This is a genomic window from Bifidobacterium miconis, from assembly GCF_019331735.1.
GTDB classification, from domain to species: domain Bacteria; phylum Actinomycetota; class Actinomycetes; order Actinomycetales; family Bifidobacteriaceae; genus Bifidobacterium; species Bifidobacterium miconis.
In genome coordinates this window covers 19432-35471 of the sequence record NZ_JAHBBH010000024.1, presented here as the reverse complement: position 1 = coordinate 35471, position 16040 = coordinate 19432, and the positions used below count along the sequence as shown (strand labels likewise).

Genomic DNA, 16040 nt, shown 5'->3' with positions numbered 1-16040 from the left:
TGGTACTGCACCCGATAGAGTGTGGGAGAGTAGCACACCGCCGCATCCAACTTGACAAGAGGCCCCGGTCGAGCACACGCTCCCGGGGCCCCTCCCATATCCACCACCATTGCCAAACCGCATCCACCTCGCGGCCCGGGGCTCTTTCGCGTATACCCAACCAGCCAAAAACCCGACACCAATGACGGCACCGGGCTTTCCTCATATGTACAGCATATTTCCGTATAATCGCATGCCGGACATATCCACAGCGATACAGGAGGTTATGATCATGTCGCCGTATTCGGGCCAAACACAGCGTAGCGGGCGCCGGCGTGCTGCCGGAATCGTGGCACTGGCACTGGCAGCGGCATTGGGGCTGTCCGCCTGCACGTCGTCACTGCAACCAGACGGCAATGACCAAACCACGTCTACGGGAACGAATGCAGGCGGATCTCTGGCAACCGACGCCTTGGCAAAACTTCCCGTCAAAGGCCGTGCTCCGAAAACCGGCTATTCGCGTGACCAGTTCGGCGCGGCATGGGCCGATGTCGATCACAACGGCTGCGATACGCGCAACGACATTCTCAACCGCGACCTGACCGACAAAACCTACAAGGCGGGCACGCATGACTGCGTCGTCGCGACCGGCACGCTCAATGATCCGTACACCGGGTCCGTCATCAATTTCGTGCGAGGACAGAACACGAGCGCCGCCGTGCAGATCGACCATGTCGTCGCATTGTCCGACGCATGGCAGAAAGGCGCCCAGCAGCTGACCGCCGACCAGCGCAGGCAGCTGGCCAACGATCCGTACAATCTGCTCGCGGTCGACGGTCCTTCCAACCAGCAGAAAAGCGACGGCGACGCGGCGACGTGGCTGCCTTCCAACAAATCGTATCGTTGCTCGTACGTGGCTCGGCAGATCGGCGTGAAGGCAAAATATGCATTGTGGGTCACCCAGGCCGAACACGACGCGATGGCGAACGTGCTTGCCGGCTGCCCGTCGCAAACCGTGCCGGAAGACGCTGATGCAACATCTTCCGGCAGCAGCACGGACGATGCCAAGCAGAACGCCGATCAGCAGAGCACCAGCCAAGGCATCGGACAGAACGGCACCTCCGCCGACCAGCAATCGTCGAACAATACCGGCGATGCGGATGAAAGCGGCACGGTCACCTACAAGAACTGCGACGCGGTGCGCGCCGCAGGCAAGGCGCCGCTGCGCAAGGGCGATCCGGGCTATTCCGCGAAACTCGACCGCGACGGCAACGGAGTCGCTTGCGAATAGCGATAACGCCATGCCGCAGTGAACGATCGTCCGGCTACGCCGCCTTGGCAACGAGCATGGAGAACAGCGCAGGACAAGCCGACGTCCGGCAGGTCAGTCCGCCTTATTGGCCTGCGCGTCCACCCAATCGTTCACTGCGGTGACGGCCTCGTCCAGCGTGACCTTGGCCGCCTTGTAATACTTGGAGTCGGCGATGCCGCTGTCGTTCATAAGCTGGTTTGCGGCGTCGATGGCCTTGCCCAGTCCATTGACGACCATAGTTCCCGCAGTGCCGTTCCCGATGCTGTTCTTCACGCCGTCAAGCAGGGCTTGTGCGGCGTCGATGGACCTGCCGAGTTCCCGTCTGGCTTCCGCCGCATCATTCGACGAGTCCGCCGTTCCGGACTGTTCCCGGTCGGCATTGCCGTGACTGTCGTCACGGTTGCGTTGCTCGACTGCGGTCGCCTGTTCGTCCATCGTGTCTGCCGCGGATCGCAGAACGGAGGAAGCGGCATACAGGCCTTCCGTGGAATCCCCGCTGGAACATGCCATGGAAACCGATGATGCCGCGGTTCCGGTGGCCCGTTGCAGACGACTGTGTGCCTTCGCATACGCGGCAAGCGACGACCGGCAGGAATTCAGCGCAGCCTCATGCTGCGCATGGACGCGCATCGTCGTCCATATGCCTGCGATGACGAGCAACACCACGGCGACCGTGATGACGATGCCCATGACACCCGCGCGCGGGGCAACGCCGCAGCCCCGCGCATCCGGTTCCTCCGGCTCGTTCCGCGGAGGCACATAGGGCGGAATCACCTGCGTCGTTTCGCCCGCGGCATCGATCGGTACGGTGTCCATAGCGCTTCCTTCCTTCGACATCCGCCAGCTTATATCGCATTGGCGGCTTACGCCATACCAATAACAACCGGACAATCGGCAACGGGTAAGGGCGGATCGGCGTGTCGACACAGCCGTACTCCGTCGGACGGCCTTTCGAGACCATCTTCCGTCATTGCTGGCCCTTGCGCGTGAACGCGAAGTGAACACGCGGGGTCGCGCGTCACGGCGAAACGCGTGTATAGTCGGATAGGTCACTTCTGTGGCCACCTTATCCGCTTCACGCAAGAAAGGTGAGCCGTGTCAGTAACAGACGAGTCGGTTGAGACGCCGATGATTGGTAAGAGCGTCATCTCGCTCGATGATCTTTCCCTTCGCCAGATCAAGGAACTGCTGCACAAGGCGCAGTACATCGATTCCCATCGCCGGGAAGTCGCGCATACCTGCGACGGCAGGGTGCTGGCCACGCTGTTCTACGAGCCGAGCACGCGCACGCGTCTGAGCTTCGAAACCGCCATGCTGCGTCTCGGCGGCAAGGTGATCGGCTTCGCCGGCTCCCAGCTGTCCAGCGCGTCCAAGGGCGAATCGATCGCCGACACGCTCAAGACCGTGTCCAACTACGTCGACGTGGTCGCGATCCGCCATCCGAAGGAAGGCGCGGCGCTCGTCGCCTCCCGCGCCGCGTCGGTGCCGGTCATCAACGCCGGCGACGGCGGCCACATGCACCCCACGCAGACGCTCGCCGACCTCGCCACGCTGCAGTCGCGCTTCGGCCGCGTCACCGACCTGACCGTCGGCCTGTGCGGCGACCTCATGTTCGGCCGCACCGTGCACAGCCTCATCGAAACGCTGTGCCGTTTCGGCAACGTGCATTTCGTGCTCATCAGCCCCGACGAGCTCAAGACCCCGCAGTACGTGCTCGACCGCATCGACGCGACCCCGTCCTGCTCCTACACCGAAGTCAAGGATCTCGTCTCCGTGATCGGCGACCTCGACGTGCTGTACATGACCCGCGTGCAGCAGGAGCGCTTCTTCAACGAGGACGACTACCTGCGCCTGCGCGACACGTACATCCTCGACGAGGACAAGCTCCAGCTCGCCAAGCCGGACATGGCCGTGCTGCACCCGCTGCCGCGCATCAACGAAATCGCCGTCGAGGTCGACAACGACCCGCGCGCCGCCTACTTCGAGCAGGTGAAGAACGGCATGCTCATGCGCATGGCGCTCGAAAGCTCCGTGATCGGCGACGAACTGCCCGGATATGAACCGCTTGAAGCCAAGGAGGCCAAGGCCTGATGGAAGTCACCAGCATCGTCAACGGCATCATCATCGATCACGTGCCGGCCGGCACCGCGCTCAAGGTGCTCGAATACCTGAAGATCAACCCGGCGAAGACCAAGCTCGCGCTGATCATGAACACCGACAGCCACCTGTACGGCACGAAGGACATCATCAAGATCGAGGACGAGGACGGCAAGAAGACGCCCGCCGTCGACCTCGACGTGCTCGGCCTCGTCGCGCGCACCGCGACGGTCGGCATCGTGCGCGGCGGCAAGATCGTCGAAAAGAAGACGCCGACGCTGCCGGAGCATGTGGTCAACATCCTCACCTGCAAGAACCCGCGTTGCGTGACCACCACCGAACGCGGCATCGACCAGATGTTCCACCTGACGCATTCCGAGCGTCAGGAATACCGTTGCGACTACTGCGACGAGGAAGCGAAGCTCTGACCTCCGCGCCGGCTCTCCGCCACGCCGCAAACCCCGCCGAACCCGTCCGCTCGACGGCATGGAGCGGCATGGGAGGGAGCCGGCTTTCCCGACAACCGATGAGCACCCCAAACAAGGAGCCAATATGCTGACCCTGCGCAACATCACGGTGTGGGACACCGGCGAGACGATCGATCTGGTGATCCCCGAAGTCGACGCACGCCGACTGTTCAGCGAAAGCGGCGCGGTGACGGACGGCGAGTTCGACGCGACCGGTCTGACCGTCGCGCCCGGCTTCGCCGATCCGCACGTGCACTTCCGCGATCCCGGACAGACCTACAAGGAATCGATGATTTCCGGCTGCCGCGCGTCCGCGTCGGGCGGCTACACGAACGTGCTCATCATGCCGAACACCGTGCCCGCAATGGACGGCGAGCCGGTGACGACCGGCGAACCCGGAGCGTCCGAAGTGCTCGACGTCGGATACGGCACGGTGATCGACTACCTGCAGCATTACGAAGCCGCGCACGGCACGGCGCTGCCGGTGCGCTACGACCTGTGCGTGTGCGCGTCGAAGGGACGCGTCGGCGGCGAGGCGACCGATCCGGCCCGTTGGCGCGACTACCTGCCGTCGTCCGCGACCGTGCGCGGCGAGGCCAAGGACGCGTACCAGATCGCCCATCCGGTGACCGCGGTCAGCGACGACGGCGCTGCCGTGACTCCGTCGATCCTCGACGATGTGCTCGCGAACGTCAAGGACACCGGCCTGTACCTGATCGAACACTGCGAACACCACGACACCGGCGCGGTCAACGACGGTCCGGTCGCGCGCGAACTCGGCGTGCCCGGCATTCCGGAGGACACCGAGCTGAAGATCGTGGCGCGCGACATCGCCAAGGCCCGCGAAACCGGCGTCCACGTGCACTTCCAGCACGTGAGCACGGCGATCTCGTTCGACGCGATCCGTGAGGCGAAGGCCGAAGGGCTGCCGATCACCTGCGAAACCGCGCCGCACTACATCGCACTGTGCGACGAGGATCTGCTCAAGTACGGCACGCTGGCGAAGATGAACCCGCCGCTGCGTTCCGCGGCGGACCGTCAGGCGACGATCGCCGCGATCGCGGACGGCACGGTCGACATGCTCGCCACCGACCATGCGCCGCACACGCTCGAAGAGAAGGAACGCGGATTCCTCGACGCGCCAAACGGCATCATCGGACTGGAATGCGCGTACGGCGTGGCGCACAAGGTGCTGGTGGACGGCGGATACATCGACGACAAGCGGCTCATCGAACTCATGTCGGTTGCGCCGCAGCATCTCATGGGCCATGTTCCGACCGACGTCGCCGGACTGCTCAACACGTCGTCCAAGTGCGCGGTCAAGCGCACGCTGGATCTGAGCAAGGTCGAACATCCCGAACACGTCGATCTGGTGATTCTGAACACGAACGAATCGTGGGCGGTGGACCCGGAACGGTTCCATTCGGCCGCACGCAACACGCCGTTCGGCGGATGGCAGGTCACCGGCCGGCCGCTTGCCACCGTGATCGGATCGAAACTGGTGTTCAGCAGGATCAAATAGCGAAAGGACAACGTCATGGATCGACTGATCGAAGCGATCGAGAACGCGCAGAATCCGAGCGTGGTCGGACTCGACCCGACTCCGGCGCTCGTGCCGCCGCAGGTCGTCGCGTCGTTCGCCGACGAGGTGCGCGACTCCGTCGAGGACCCGGCCGAGATCCCGGCGGCGCAGCTCGCCGTCGCGTACTTCGAATTCAACCGCACGATCATCGACGCGGTCGCCGACATCGTGCCCGCCGTCAAGCCGCAGATCGCCATGTACGAGGCGATCGGACCGGCCGGCGTGGACGTGTACACGATGACCTGCGAATACGCGCAGCAGCAGGGACTGTACGTGCTCGGCGACATCAAGCGCGGCGACATCGGCTCGACCGCCGCCGCCTACGCCGGCCACCTGAGCGGCGTGGCAAACGCCGACAGCGGCAACGAACCGTTCGACCCGTGGCATGAGGACGCGGTCACCGTCAACCCGTACCTCGGCACCGACGGCATCACGCCGTTCACGGACGCGGCCGCGGCCGCCGACAAGGACATCTTCGTGCTCGTGCGCACGTCGAACCCGTCCAGCAAGGAGCTGCAGGAACTTGACCTCGCCGACGGCGGCAAGCTCTACGAGCGCGTCGCCGATCTGGTCGAAGGCTGGGGGAGCGGTTCCATCGGCAGGCACGGCTACTCGCGCGTCGGCGCGGTCGTCGGCGCGACCCACCCGGAAGAGGGCGCGGCCCTGCGTGAACGCATGCCGCACACGTTCTTCCTGGTGCCCGGCTACGGCGCACAGGGCGGTACGGCCGCGGGTGTCGCCGGCATGTTCGACGCGGACGGCTCCGGAGCGATCGTCAACTCGTCGCGCGGCATCATCGGCGCGTGGAAGAAGACCGGCGAATACCGCGACGACATGAGCGCGAACGAAGCGCTCGCCCTCGCGGCCTCCGCCGCACGCAAGGCCGCGCAGGACATGCGCGACGACCTGCGCGTGAACGTGTATCGATGAACAGCATGCCGGCCGGACGAATCGGCGGCAGGCCATGGCGTAAGCTAGGCCATTGGCGCTGATTAGAGAATGACGCAGACGAGGAGAACCAAGGAAGCAATGCCCACAGCACCCTTTACCCCCACCGCCGACGTGGTCGCCGAGGCGACCGAAGCCGGCTATTTCCCCGGCCGGCACACGGTCGACATCACCGAAGTCGCCGAACTCACCGAAGGCGTGTACCGTCTCACGTTCCGCGACGCATACATCGCGAAGCATGCGCGTCCGGCGCAGTTCGTGAACCTGTTCAGCCACGATCCGATGAAGCTGCTGCCCCGCCCGTTCGGCGTGAGCGAAGTGGACGGCGATCTGGTGAGCGTCATCTTCGCGGTCGTCGGCAAGGGAACCGCGGAATTCTCCGAACTTGCGGCCGGCGACCGCATCGACGTGCTCGGTCCGCTCGGTCGGCCGTTCAACACGAAAACCCCATCGCACTACATCCTCGTCGGCGGTGGGCTCGGCGTGCCGCCGCTCATCTACGCCGCGCAATATCTGCAGCCGAACGGCGACGCGCGCACCACCGCCGTGTTCGGCTACCGCAACGACCACTTCGCCGACCGGTACGTGTCCCGCTACGCGGACGCGACGGTGAGCATCGACGAATCCGAAGGCAACGTCATCACGCTGCTCGACCGGATGGAGGCCGCCGGCGAGCTCACCCGCGACGGACTCGCGCCGGTGATCCTCTCGTGCGGACCGCTGCCGATGATGAAGGCGGTCGCCCAATGGGCGTCCAAGCGCGGCATCCCGAGCCAGCTGAGCATGGAGCAGCGCATGGGCTGCGGCTACGGCACCTGCGTGGTGTGCGTGGTCGACACGGCCGACGGACGCAAGAAGGTGTGCTCGGACGGCCCGGTGTTCACCGCGGAACAGCTCGGATGGGAGGCGTGAGACGATGACCGAGGCGAATACTCCGATCAACGTGTACGAGAAGCACGAGTGGAAGCACAAGACCGTCGTCGCCGGCGTCGAATGGAAGAACCCGGTCGGCACCGCGTCCGGCACGTTCCAGCTGGCCGCCTGCCGCTGGTTCTACGACGTGAGCCAGATGGGCGCGATCTCCACCAAGGGCGTCTCCCCGGTGCCGTGGGAGGGCAACCCCGGGCCGCGCACGGCCGAAAGCCCGGCCGGCATGGTCAACGCGGTCGGCCTGCAGAACCCCGGCGTCGACCACTATCTCGTCGATGAACTGCCCAAGCTCAAGGAACTCGGCGCGACCGTCGTCACCAACGTCGCCGGCCACAGCGACGACGACTACGCGCAGGTCGTTGCCAAGCTCGCCGACTCGTCCGCCGACATGCTCGAAATCAACGTGAGCTGTCCGAACGTGAGCCACGGCGGCATGTCCGTCGGCACCGACCCGGTCGCGCTGAGCAGACTGATCAGCCACCTGCGCAAGCTCACGTCCAAGCCGATGATCGTCAAGCTCTCGCCGAACGTGACCGACATCGCGCTCATCGCACGCGCCGCCGTCGAAGCGGGCGCGGACGCGCTGAGCCTGATCAACACGCTCGTCGGCATGCGCATCGATATCCGCACCGGAGAGCCGATCATCTCCAACCGCACCGGCGGCGTGAGCGGCCCGGCGATCTTCCCGATCGCGCTCGGCTTCGTGTGGCGCGTGCGCCAGGCCCTGCCGGACATCCCGATCATCGGCATCGGCGGCATCGACTCCGGCGAGAAGGCGCTTGAGTTCCTGTACGCCGGCGCGAACGCCGTCGAAGTGGGCGCGGCCGCGCTCTACGATCCGACCGCACCGATCCGCGTGGCGCGCGAACTCGACGATCTGCTCGACTCGCGTCCGGAGCTTGCGGCGAAGCTCGCCGCGGGCGAGACCTGGCGCTGACCGTTTCCGGACAAGGAATTTTCTGGACAAGGAGAACATCATGACCACCGCATCGCTCGACCATCGCTTCACCGAGTTCCTGCTTGATTCGCAGGCGCTCAAGTTCGGCGACTTCACGCTCAAGTCCGGCCGTAAGTCCCCGTACTTCATCAACGCGGGCGCGTTCAACGACGGCCGCAAGATCGCCACGCTCGGCGCGTTCTACGCCGAGAAAATCGCCGAGGAAATCAAGGCCGGCAATCTGCCCGCCGGCATCGACACCGTGTTCGGCCCGGCGTACAAGGGCATCCCGCTCGGGGTCTCCACCGCGATCGCGCTGACCTCCGCGCACGGCATGGAAGTCGGCTACACGTTCGACCGCAAGGAGAAGAAGGACCACGGCGACGGCGGCATGATGGTCGGCACGCAGCTCAAGGACGGCATGAAGGTGCTGCTCGTCGACGACGTGATGACCGCCGGCACCGCCGTGCGCGAGGTCATCCCCAAGCTCAAGGCCGAAGCCGACGTCGAGGTCGTGGGCCTTGTGCTGTCCGTCGACCGCATGGAGAAGACCAAGGACTCCGACCTGTCCGCCGTCAAGGCCGTCGAGGCGGAGTTCGGCTTCCCGGTGTTCGCCATCGCCAACGTGCGTGAGATCTTCGAGGCCGGCCAGCACATCGAGACCGCCTCCGGCGAACCGTACGTGACTCCGGAGATCAAGGCCGCCGCCGACGCGTATCTCGCGCAGTACGGCGCGTGATCGCGGTTTTGCGCATTGATTGACTATGTCCTTCCTCCGGCGGATTCACCGGCGGAAGGACACAGTGCTATCCGCGGACCGTCAGCCGCGCATTGCCGCCGTTGCGATGCAACGACCAGCGGACCGTGGCGGTCTGCCGCAGGAAGCCCTCGTCATGGGAGACGAGGATCAACGCGCCGGGATACCGTGCCAGTGCACGGCCCAACGCCTGCATCGAATACAGGTCGAGATGGTTCGTCGGCTCGTCCATGACGATCAGATGCGGATGCCGGCGCAGGCCCAAGCACAGCAGCAGCTTGCGCAGTTCACCCGGCGACGGGTTGCCGCCGGCGAGCAGACGGTCCGGATCGGCGTTGAGCTGTGCGACGGACGACAATACGATGCTGCGATCTTGCGGCGTCAATGAGGCCAGACGCGTCATCGCCCACCGGGCATCCGCATCCGTGGTGTTCTGCGGCAACACCAGGCGGGGCACATGCAATCCGGTGCGCCGCTCATCCTGATCGATGGCGTGCAGCATCGCATTGACCAGCGTGGTCTTGCCGGTACCATTCGGACCGCTGATGCCAATGTGATCGTGCGGGCCGACGGTCAGCATGGGAATGGCGACGCCGTCGCCACGCTCCGAAACCGTTGCGTCGGCATCGTCCCCGTAGGGAATGAATCCGGCCTCCAATCGCACCAGTTCACGACGGCCGCTCGACTCGGCATCCATCCAGATGTCGCCGTCATACCGTTTCGCAGCCGTGACCATGCCTGCCGCCTTCTCCTGGGCCGCCTCGACCTGCGCGTCGATACGGGCGCTCGCCGGTCCGAGACTGCTCGGATTGTGGTTGTATTTGATCGCGTTGCGCGCGTCATGATCCTTCGGATCGACGAAACGATGGTTTCTGGCCGACGACACCTCCAGCGTCGCGTCATGCTTGCGCTGCGCCTTGACCGACGACAATCGCGCGGATTCGCGCCGTGCCTCGCGCAACGCCGCATCCGCCGACCGCCGATCGATCGCCGCGCTCGCCGATGCGGCGGAATAGTTGCCCGGCCGCATGCGCACGACGGTCACGTTCCGCCCGCGCACGTGGTCGCGTTCGAAAAACGCGCATTGATCGGCCACCGCGTCGATCAATGCCGTGTCATGCGATACGAGGATGCCGATGCCGCCGAACGAACGCAACGCGGCGATGATGCGCCCGCGGGTCGGCGCGTCCACGTGGTTCGTCGGTTCGTCCAACACCAGCACGTCCGGGCGCAACGCCAACGCGCAGGCGACCTGCAGCCGTTTGGCCTCGCCGCCGGACAGTGTGCCGACTCGCCACGGCCAGTCGTCGCCGATGTCCAGATCACGGCGGATCGCCAGCGTCTCCGGCGACCAGTCGTTGGCGAAATCGTCCAGATTCATCGGCGTTTCGTCGGTGTTCTGCGGGCAGTACCCGGGAACGAAGCCGCCCGGAGCGGGGGAGATGCTGCCGGAATCGGGGTGCAGATCGCCGAGCGCGATGCGCATCAGCGTGGTCTTGCCGATGCCGTTGTCGCCCAATACGGCGGTCCAACCACGGGCGAACGTGGCCGACACGTTCTCGAACAGCGGTTCCGGCGCCTCGGGATAGGTGAAGGTGATACGGGATAACGTGAGTACGGAATTCGGTGACATATGGTGCTCCAATGCAGTATGTTTGCCGCGAACCTTCGGTTGCGGTGTGATGGATATGATTGCGTATGGCACCAATATGCGAACGGCATATGCAAGGACGGCGCGGCCACCGTGGATTCGAGGCGAATCCATGCGCGGAGCCGTGCGACAAGCGTTCCATACGGATATGCTTCATCTGCGAAGCCGTCCGCCGGTGCCGCTTATCGAATAATCAACGTGGTAAGTCCTTGTCGTTCCGGCGATTCTGGCATATCGAACCGCCGCTGTCTGTACTGAACGATTCACATCATACACGGGAATCGGACTTATAAACGCCCTTCACGTAGCGGGCTTACGCTATAACTGGAGTTTATGACACTGCTGCAGCTGAAATACATCGTCAAGATCGTCGAATGCGGGTCGATGAACGAGGCCTCGCATGAACTGTACGTTTCGCAGCCCGCGTTGAGCTCCTCCGTGAAGGAACTCGAAAACGAACTGGGCATCGAGATCTTCACCCGCTCGTCGCAGGGCATCGCACTGACCGTCGACGGCGCGGAGTTCCTCACCTACGCGCGTCAGGTGCTCGACCAGGCCGCCCTGCTCGAGGAGCGCTACAAGAACGCGAAGCCGCGCAAGCAGCTGTGCTCCGTGTCCACCCAGCACTACATGTTCGCCGTCGAGGCGTTCGTCGAGATGATCAACTCGATCAAGTCCGACGAATACGAGTTCACGATCCGCGAGACGCGCACCAAGGACATCATCAACCAGGTCGCCAACATGCTCTCCGAAATCGGCATCCTGTACCTGTCCGACTTCAACAAGGACGTGATCGGCAAGCTGCTGCGCGAGAAGCATCTCGAATTCCACCCGCTGTTCCGCGCCCCGCTGCATGTGTTCCTCGCCCGCACCAACCCGCTGGCGAACAAGAAGAAGCTCACGATGGAGGACCTCAAGCCCTACCCGTTCATCCAGTACGAGCAGGGCGAGGACGGCAGCTTCTACTTCGCGGAGGAAGCGGTCTGGCCCGAATACAACCCGAAGCAGATCAACGTGACCGACCGTGCCACGATCCTCAACTTCATCGTCGGCCTCAACGGCTACACGGTGTGCACCGGCATCGACAACGGCGACCTCAACAACGAGAAGATCGTCACCGTGCCGCTTGACTCGGACGAGACGATGCTCGTCGGCTGGATCACCAACGAACGCGCGAAGCTGTCGAAGGCGGCGGAGGACTATCTGTCGAAGCTCAAGTCGGTGGTCGCCTCGCACGGGTACAAGCTGATCGACTGAAACCGATCCCCTGCGCGGCTGATCGGGTCGCGCGATGCGCAACGGCCGGGGTCGTTCCCGCAATGTCGGGAGCGGCCCCGGCCGTTGCGTATCATGTGCAGCCGCATGCGAATGATTCGTGACGGATACCGTCGTGCGTGGCTGCGCATGGTCATCATGCGGGACGTGCGAACGCGTGCGGACCGACGGTGTTGCTAGTCTTGTTTGCGTTCACAGGAGCCGCGCTCGGCACGGACGCTCGTATGCGCGGCAACCAGCATGGAGGAACGGTAAGTGAAAACAGTGCGAATACTGCTGCAACACGTCGGCGAATTCAAACGGGACTCGATCCTGACGCCGATATGGATGATCGGCGAGGTGGCGTGCGAGATGATCATCCCGCTGCTTATGGCCACGCTCATCGACCAGGGGGTCGAGAAGGGCGACATGGGCGTGATCTCGCGCACGGCCGGGCTCATGGTGCTCATGGCCCTGTGCGGGCTTACGGTGGGCTGTCTCGGTTCGGTGTTCGGCTCGCGCGCCGCCACCGGTTTCGCGAAGAACCTCAGACAGGACCAGTACGACAACATCCAGACGTTCTCGTTCTCGAACATCGACCGGTTCTCCACGCCGAGCCTCGTCACGAGGCTCACCACCGATGTGATGAACATCCAGAACGCGTTCATGATGATCCTGAGGATGGTGCCGCGCGCGTTCTCCAGCCTCATCATCGCCATGTGCATGGCGTTCGTCGTCTCCGGCACGATGGCGCTCATCTATCTTGGCGCGGTCGTCGTGCTCGGCACCATTCTCGGCATCCTCATGAACATCGCCGCGAAGTACTTCCGTCAGGCGTTCCCCGAATACGATGCGATGAACGAGTCGGTCGAGGAGAACGTCACCGCCATGCGCGCGGTCAAGGCGTTCGCCCGCGAACCCATGCAGACGCGCGTGTTCAAAGCCACGTCAAAGCGCATCTACGACATCTTCCTCAAGGCCGAACTGGTGCTCGCCTCCGTCGACCCGATCATCCAGACCACCGTGTGGGGCTGCCTGCTGCTCATCAGCTGGGTCGGCTCCCACCTCATCGTGCAGGACCGGCTCACCACCGGAGACCTGACCAGCCTGCTCATGTACTGCATGAACATCCTCATGAGCCTGGTCATGCTGTCGATGACGATCGTGATGATCACCATGTCGTCCGCCAGCGCCCGCCGCATCGCCGAAGTGCTCACCGAAACCGACGACATGCCCGCCGCCGCGCATCCGGTCAAGAAAGTGCGCGACGGTTCGATCGAGTTCAGGCACGTCGATTTCGCCTACCCGGCCGTCAAGCTCTCCGAGAACGATCCGGCCGCCAAGCGTCGCATCGAAGCGACACGTCAGCTCATCGCGAAGGGTCCCGAAAACGTGCTCACCGACGTCAACCTGACGATCCCGTCCGGCGCGGTCGTCGGCGTGATCGGCGGCACCGGCTCGTCCAAGACCACGCTCGTCAACCTCATCCCGCGCCTGTACGACGTGACCGGCGGCAGCCTCACGGTCGGCGGCGTGGACGTGCGCGACTACGACCGCGACGCGCTGCGCGACAAAGTCGCCGTCGTCCTGCAGAACAACGTGCTCTTCTCCGGCACGATCCTGTCCAACATGCGCTGGGGCAATCCGAACGCGACCGTCGACGATTGCAGACGCGCGTGCGCGATCGCCTGCGCCGACGAGTTCATCGACAAGCTGCCCGACGGCTACGAGTCGAAGGTCGAGCAGGGCGGACAGAACTTCTCCGGCGGCCAGAAGCAGCGTCTGTGCATCGCACGCGCGCTGCTCAAGGATCCGAAGGTGCTGATTCTGGACGATTCGACGTCCGCGGTCGACACCGGCACCGACGCGAGGATCCGTCACGCGTTCGCCAGCCAGATGCCCGACGTGACGAAGATCATCATCGCGCAGCGCATTTCCAGCGTGCAGGACGCGGACATGATCGTCGTGCTCGACGACGGGCGGATCAGCGGCGTCGGCACGCACGACGAACTCATGCAAACGAACGAGATCTACCGCAGTATCGTCGAACTGCAGACGCAGGGCGGCGGCGACTTCGACGAGGAGCAGTTCGCGCAGCTGTCGTCGGATGTGAAGGGCGCGGCGAACGACACGGACGCCGCAAACGACGATACGCAGGATGGCGTCCGCAACGACGTCGACGACAAGGAGGTGCGCTGATGCCCGGACCACGAGGCAATGCCGGCCGCATGGCGGCCGAAGCGAAGAAGGGGCGTGAACTGGAGCATCCGTTCCGCATTTTCATGCGGCTCATGCGGTTCGTGTTCGGCATGTACGGCGTGCAGTACGGCATCGTGATCGCGCTCATCGTCGTCACGATCTACGCGCAGGTGCGCGGCAACCTGTTCTTCCAGACGCTCATCGACAACTACATCACGCCGATGCTCGCCTCGTACGATCACGATTTCGGCCCGCTGCTCGGCGCGATCGGCGTCATGGCGTCGATCTACGCGGCCGGCATCGTCGCGAACGCGGTGAGCGCCGTGCTCAAGGCGTTCATCACGCAGGGCTTCCTGCGCCGCCTGCGCAACCGCATGTTCGAGCACATGCAGCGTCTGCCGCTCGGCTACTTTGACACGAATACGCGCGGCGACGTGATGAGCCTGTACACCAACGACATCGACACGCTGCGGCAGATGGTCTCGCAGTCCATTCCGCAGATCATCAACTCGGTGTTCAGCATCGTCATGATCCTGTTCAGCATGATCTACCTGAGCGTGCCGCTGACCGTGGTCGTGCTCGTCGTATCGGGGCTCATGGTGTGGATGACGAAGGTCATGACCGGCAAGTCCGGCACGTACTTCTCCCGCCAGCAGAAGTCGGTCGGCGCGCTCAACGGCTACGTCGAGGAGATGATGAGCGGCCAGAAGGTCGTCAAGGTGTTCACGCACGAGGCGGCGGCGAAGGCCGACTTCCGAGAACGCAACGACCGGTTGTTCGACGCGTCCAACAAGGCGAACATGTTCTCCGGATTCCTCGGTCCGATCAACAACCAGCTCGGCTACGTGGCGTACGTGCTGTGCGCCCTCGTCGGCGGCTGGCTTGCGGTCAATCACATGACCGGACTCACGTTGGGCGGGCTGGTGAGCTTCCTGACGTTCGTCAAGAGCTTCACCATGCCGATCAGCCAGGTCAGTCAGCAGCTCAACGCGATCGTCATGGGCCTGGCCGGCGCGGACCGCATCTTCAAGCTGCTCGACCAGCAGGTCGAATCGGATGACGGCAAGACGACGCTGGTGAGTGTGCGCCGCGACGCCGCGACCGGCAAGCTGACCGAGACGGACGATCGTACCGACCAGTGGGGCTGGCGCGGCGCGGACGGACGGATCGTGCCGATGCGCGGCGACATCCGGCTCGACCATGTCACGTTCAGCTACGTGCCCGGCAAGACGATCCTGCACGACATGACGATGTTCGCCAAGCCCGGCCAGAAGATCGCGCTCGTCGGTTCGACCGGCGCCGGCAAGACGACGATCACGAACCTGATCACCCGGTTCTACGACATCGACTCCGGCACGATCACGTACGACGGCATCGACATCACGGACATCCACAAGTCCGACCTGCGCCGTTCGCTCGGCATGGTGCTGCAGGACACGCACCTGTTCTCCGGCTCGATCATGGAGAGCATCCGCTTCGGCCGGCTCGACGCGACCGACGAGGAGGTGATCGCCGCGGCGAAGCTCGCCAACGCGCACACGTTCATCGAAAAGCTGCCGAACGGCTACGACACGCAGCTGACCGGCGACGGCGCGTCGCTGAGCCAGGGCCAGCGGCAGATGCTCGCGATCGCGCGCGCAGCCGTGGCCGACCCGCCCGCGCTGATTCTGGACGAGGCGACGTCGTCGATCGACACGCGCACCGAGTCGCTCGTGCAGGCCGGCATGGACGAGCTCATGAAGGGACGCACCACGTTCGTGATCGCGCACCGCCTGTCCACGATCCGCAACGCCGACTGCATCATGGTGATCGAAGCGGGCCGCATCATCGAACGCGGCACGCACGACGAGCTCATCGCCCAGCAAGGCCGGTACTACACCTTGTATACCGGTCTCAAGGGCAATCGGTAACAAGGGTCACTGAATGA

13 protein-coding genes are annotated in these 16040 nt (G+C 64.2%); 11 read left to right on the top strand and 2 right to left on the bottom strand.

Features of this window, described 5'->3' with window-relative positions:
- Nucleotides 1-109 precede the first annotated feature (109 nt).
- Nucleotides 110-1270: a GmrSD restriction endonuclease domain-containing protein gene (locus tag KIH79_RS08770; RefSeq protein WP_236023747.1), complete on the top strand. Its 1161-nt coding sequence runs from the start codon at nt 110-112 to the stop codon at nt 1268-1270.
- Nucleotides 1271-1363: 93 nt separating this feature from the next.
- On the opposite strand, the gene KIH79_RS08765 is transcribed toward KIH79_RS08770, so the two are convergent.
- Nucleotides 1364-2107 carry a hypothetical protein gene (locus KIH79_RS08765; RefSeq protein ID WP_219059035.1) on the bottom strand — a complete coding sequence of 248 codons (744 nt, stop codon included), beginning with the start codon at nt 2105-2107 and terminating at the stop codon, nt 1364-1366.
- A gap of 312 nt (nt 2108-2419) precedes the next feature.
- Between KIH79_RS08765 and pyrB the strand changes: the two genes are divergently transcribed.
- The 7 genes from pyrB to pyrE all read left to right on the top strand — a co-directional run bounded on the left by pyrB (nt 2420) and on the right by pyrE (nt 8991).
- Nucleotides 2420-3382, top strand: a complete 963-nt coding sequence (gene pyrB, locus KIH79_RS08760) for an aspartate carbamoyltransferase (RefSeq protein ID WP_219059041.1) — start codon at nt 2420-2422, stop codon at nt 3380-3382.
- Entirely contained in the window at nt 3382-3816 is a 435-nt protein-coding gene (locus tag KIH79_RS08755) for an aspartate carbamoyltransferase regulatory subunit (protein WP_219059034.1), read from the top strand. Before pyrB ends, KIH79_RS08755 begins: the two co-directional genes overlap by 1 nt.
- A gap of 124 nt (nt 3817-3940) precedes the next feature.
- Nucleotides 3941-5377: a dihydroorotase gene (locus KIH79_RS08750; RefSeq protein ID WP_219059033.1), complete on the top strand. Its 1437-nt coding sequence runs from the start codon at nt 3941-3943 to the stop codon at nt 5375-5377.
- A 15-nt stretch (nt 5378-5392) separates the two neighbouring features.
- Nucleotides 5393-6367, top strand: a complete 975-nt coding sequence (pyrF, locus tag KIH79_RS08745) for an orotidine-5'-phosphate decarboxylase (protein WP_219059032.1) — start codon at nt 5393-5395, stop codon at nt 6365-6367.
- A 99-nt stretch (nt 6368-6466) separates the two neighbouring features.
- A complete protein-coding gene (locus KIH79_RS08740; RefSeq protein WP_219059031.1) occupies nt 6467-7297 on the top strand; it encodes a dihydroorotate dehydrogenase electron transfer subunit in 831 nt (276 codons plus the stop codon).
- A 4-nt stretch (nt 7298-7301) separates the two neighbouring features.
- A complete protein-coding gene (locus KIH79_RS08735) occupies nt 7302-8252 on the top strand; it encodes a dihydroorotate dehydrogenase (protein WP_219059030.1) in 951 nt (316 codons plus the stop codon).
- Nucleotides 8253-8292: 40 nt separating this feature from the next.
- Nucleotides 8293-8991, top strand: coding sequence for an orotate phosphoribosyltransferase (gene pyrE / locus KIH79_RS08730; RefSeq protein WP_219059029.1), 699 nt, complete (start codon nt 8293-8295; stop codon nt 8989-8991).
- 67 nt (nt 8992-9058) lie between these two features.
- Here pyrE and KIH79_RS08725 read toward each other — a convergent pair whose 3' ends face one another.
- Nucleotides 9059-10642, bottom strand: coding sequence for an ATP-binding cassette domain-containing protein (locus tag KIH79_RS08725; protein ID WP_219059028.1), 1584 nt, complete (start codon nt 10640-10642; stop codon nt 9059-9061).
- Between the two features lie 351 nt (nt 10643-10993).
- Here KIH79_RS08725 and KIH79_RS08720 point away from each other — a divergent pair, with 351 nt between their 5' ends.
- The 3 genes from KIH79_RS08720 to KIH79_RS08710 all read left to right on the top strand — a co-directional run bounded on the left by KIH79_RS08720 (nt 10994) and on the right by KIH79_RS08710 (nt 16023).
- Nucleotides 10994-11917, top strand: coding sequence for a LysR family transcriptional regulator (locus KIH79_RS08720; RefSeq protein ID WP_219059027.1), 924 nt, complete (start codon nt 10994-10996; stop codon nt 11915-11917).
- Between the two features lie 273 nt (nt 11918-12190).
- Nucleotides 12191-14113, top strand: a complete 1923-nt coding sequence (locus tag KIH79_RS08715; RefSeq protein ID WP_338023136.1) for an ABC transporter ATP-binding protein — start codon at nt 12191-12193, stop codon at nt 14111-14113.
- A complete protein-coding gene (locus tag KIH79_RS08710; RefSeq protein ID WP_236023745.1) occupies nt 14113-16023 on the top strand; it encodes an ABC transporter ATP-binding protein in 1911 nt (636 codons plus the stop codon). Before KIH79_RS08715 ends, KIH79_RS08710 begins: the two co-directional genes overlap by 1 nt.
- Nucleotides 16024-16040: the final 17 nt, after the last annotated feature.

Bases quoted from the DNA above. Each gene is read 5' to 3' on its own strand.
- pyrE (WP_219059029.1), top strand. From the start codon at position 8,293: ATGACCACCGCATCGCTCGACCATCGCTTCACCGAGTTCCTGCTTGAT.
- KIH79_RS08740 (WP_219059031.1), top strand. From the start codon at position 6,467: ATGCCCACAGCACCCTTTACCCCCACCGCCGACGTGGTCGCCGAGGCG.
- KIH79_RS08720 (WP_219059027.1), top strand. From the start codon at position 10,994: ATGACACTGCTGCAGCTGAAATACATCGTCAAGATCGTCGAATGCGGG.
- pyrF (WP_219059032.1), top strand. From the start codon at position 5,393: ATGGATCGACTGATCGAAGCGATCGAGAACGCGCAGAATCCGAGCGTG.
- KIH79_RS08750 (WP_219059033.1), top strand. From the start codon at position 3,941: ATGCTGACCCTGCGCAACATCACGGTGTGGGACACCGGCGAGACGATC.
- pyrB (WP_219059041.1), top strand. From the start codon at position 2,420: ATGATTGGTAAGAGCGTCATCTCGCTCGATGATCTTTCCCTTCGCCAG.
- KIH79_RS08735 (WP_219059030.1), top strand. From the start codon at position 7,302: ATGACCGAGGCGAATACTCCGATCAACGTGTACGAGAAGCACGAGTGG.
- KIH79_RS08755 (WP_219059034.1), top strand. From the start codon at position 3,382: ATGGAAGTCACCAGCATCGTCAACGGCATCATCATCGATCACGTGCCG.
- KIH79_RS08765 (WP_219059035.1), bottom strand. From the start codon at position 2,107: ATGGACACCGTACCGATCGATGCCGCGGGCGAAACGACGCAGGTGATT.
- KIH79_RS08725 (WP_219059028.1), bottom strand. From the start codon at position 10,642: ATGTCACCGAATTCCGTACTCACGTTATCCCGTATCACCTTCACCTAT.
- KIH79_RS08710 (WP_236023745.1), top strand. From the start codon at position 14,113: ATGCCCGGACCACGAGGCAATGCCGGCCGCATGGCGGCCGAAGCGAAG.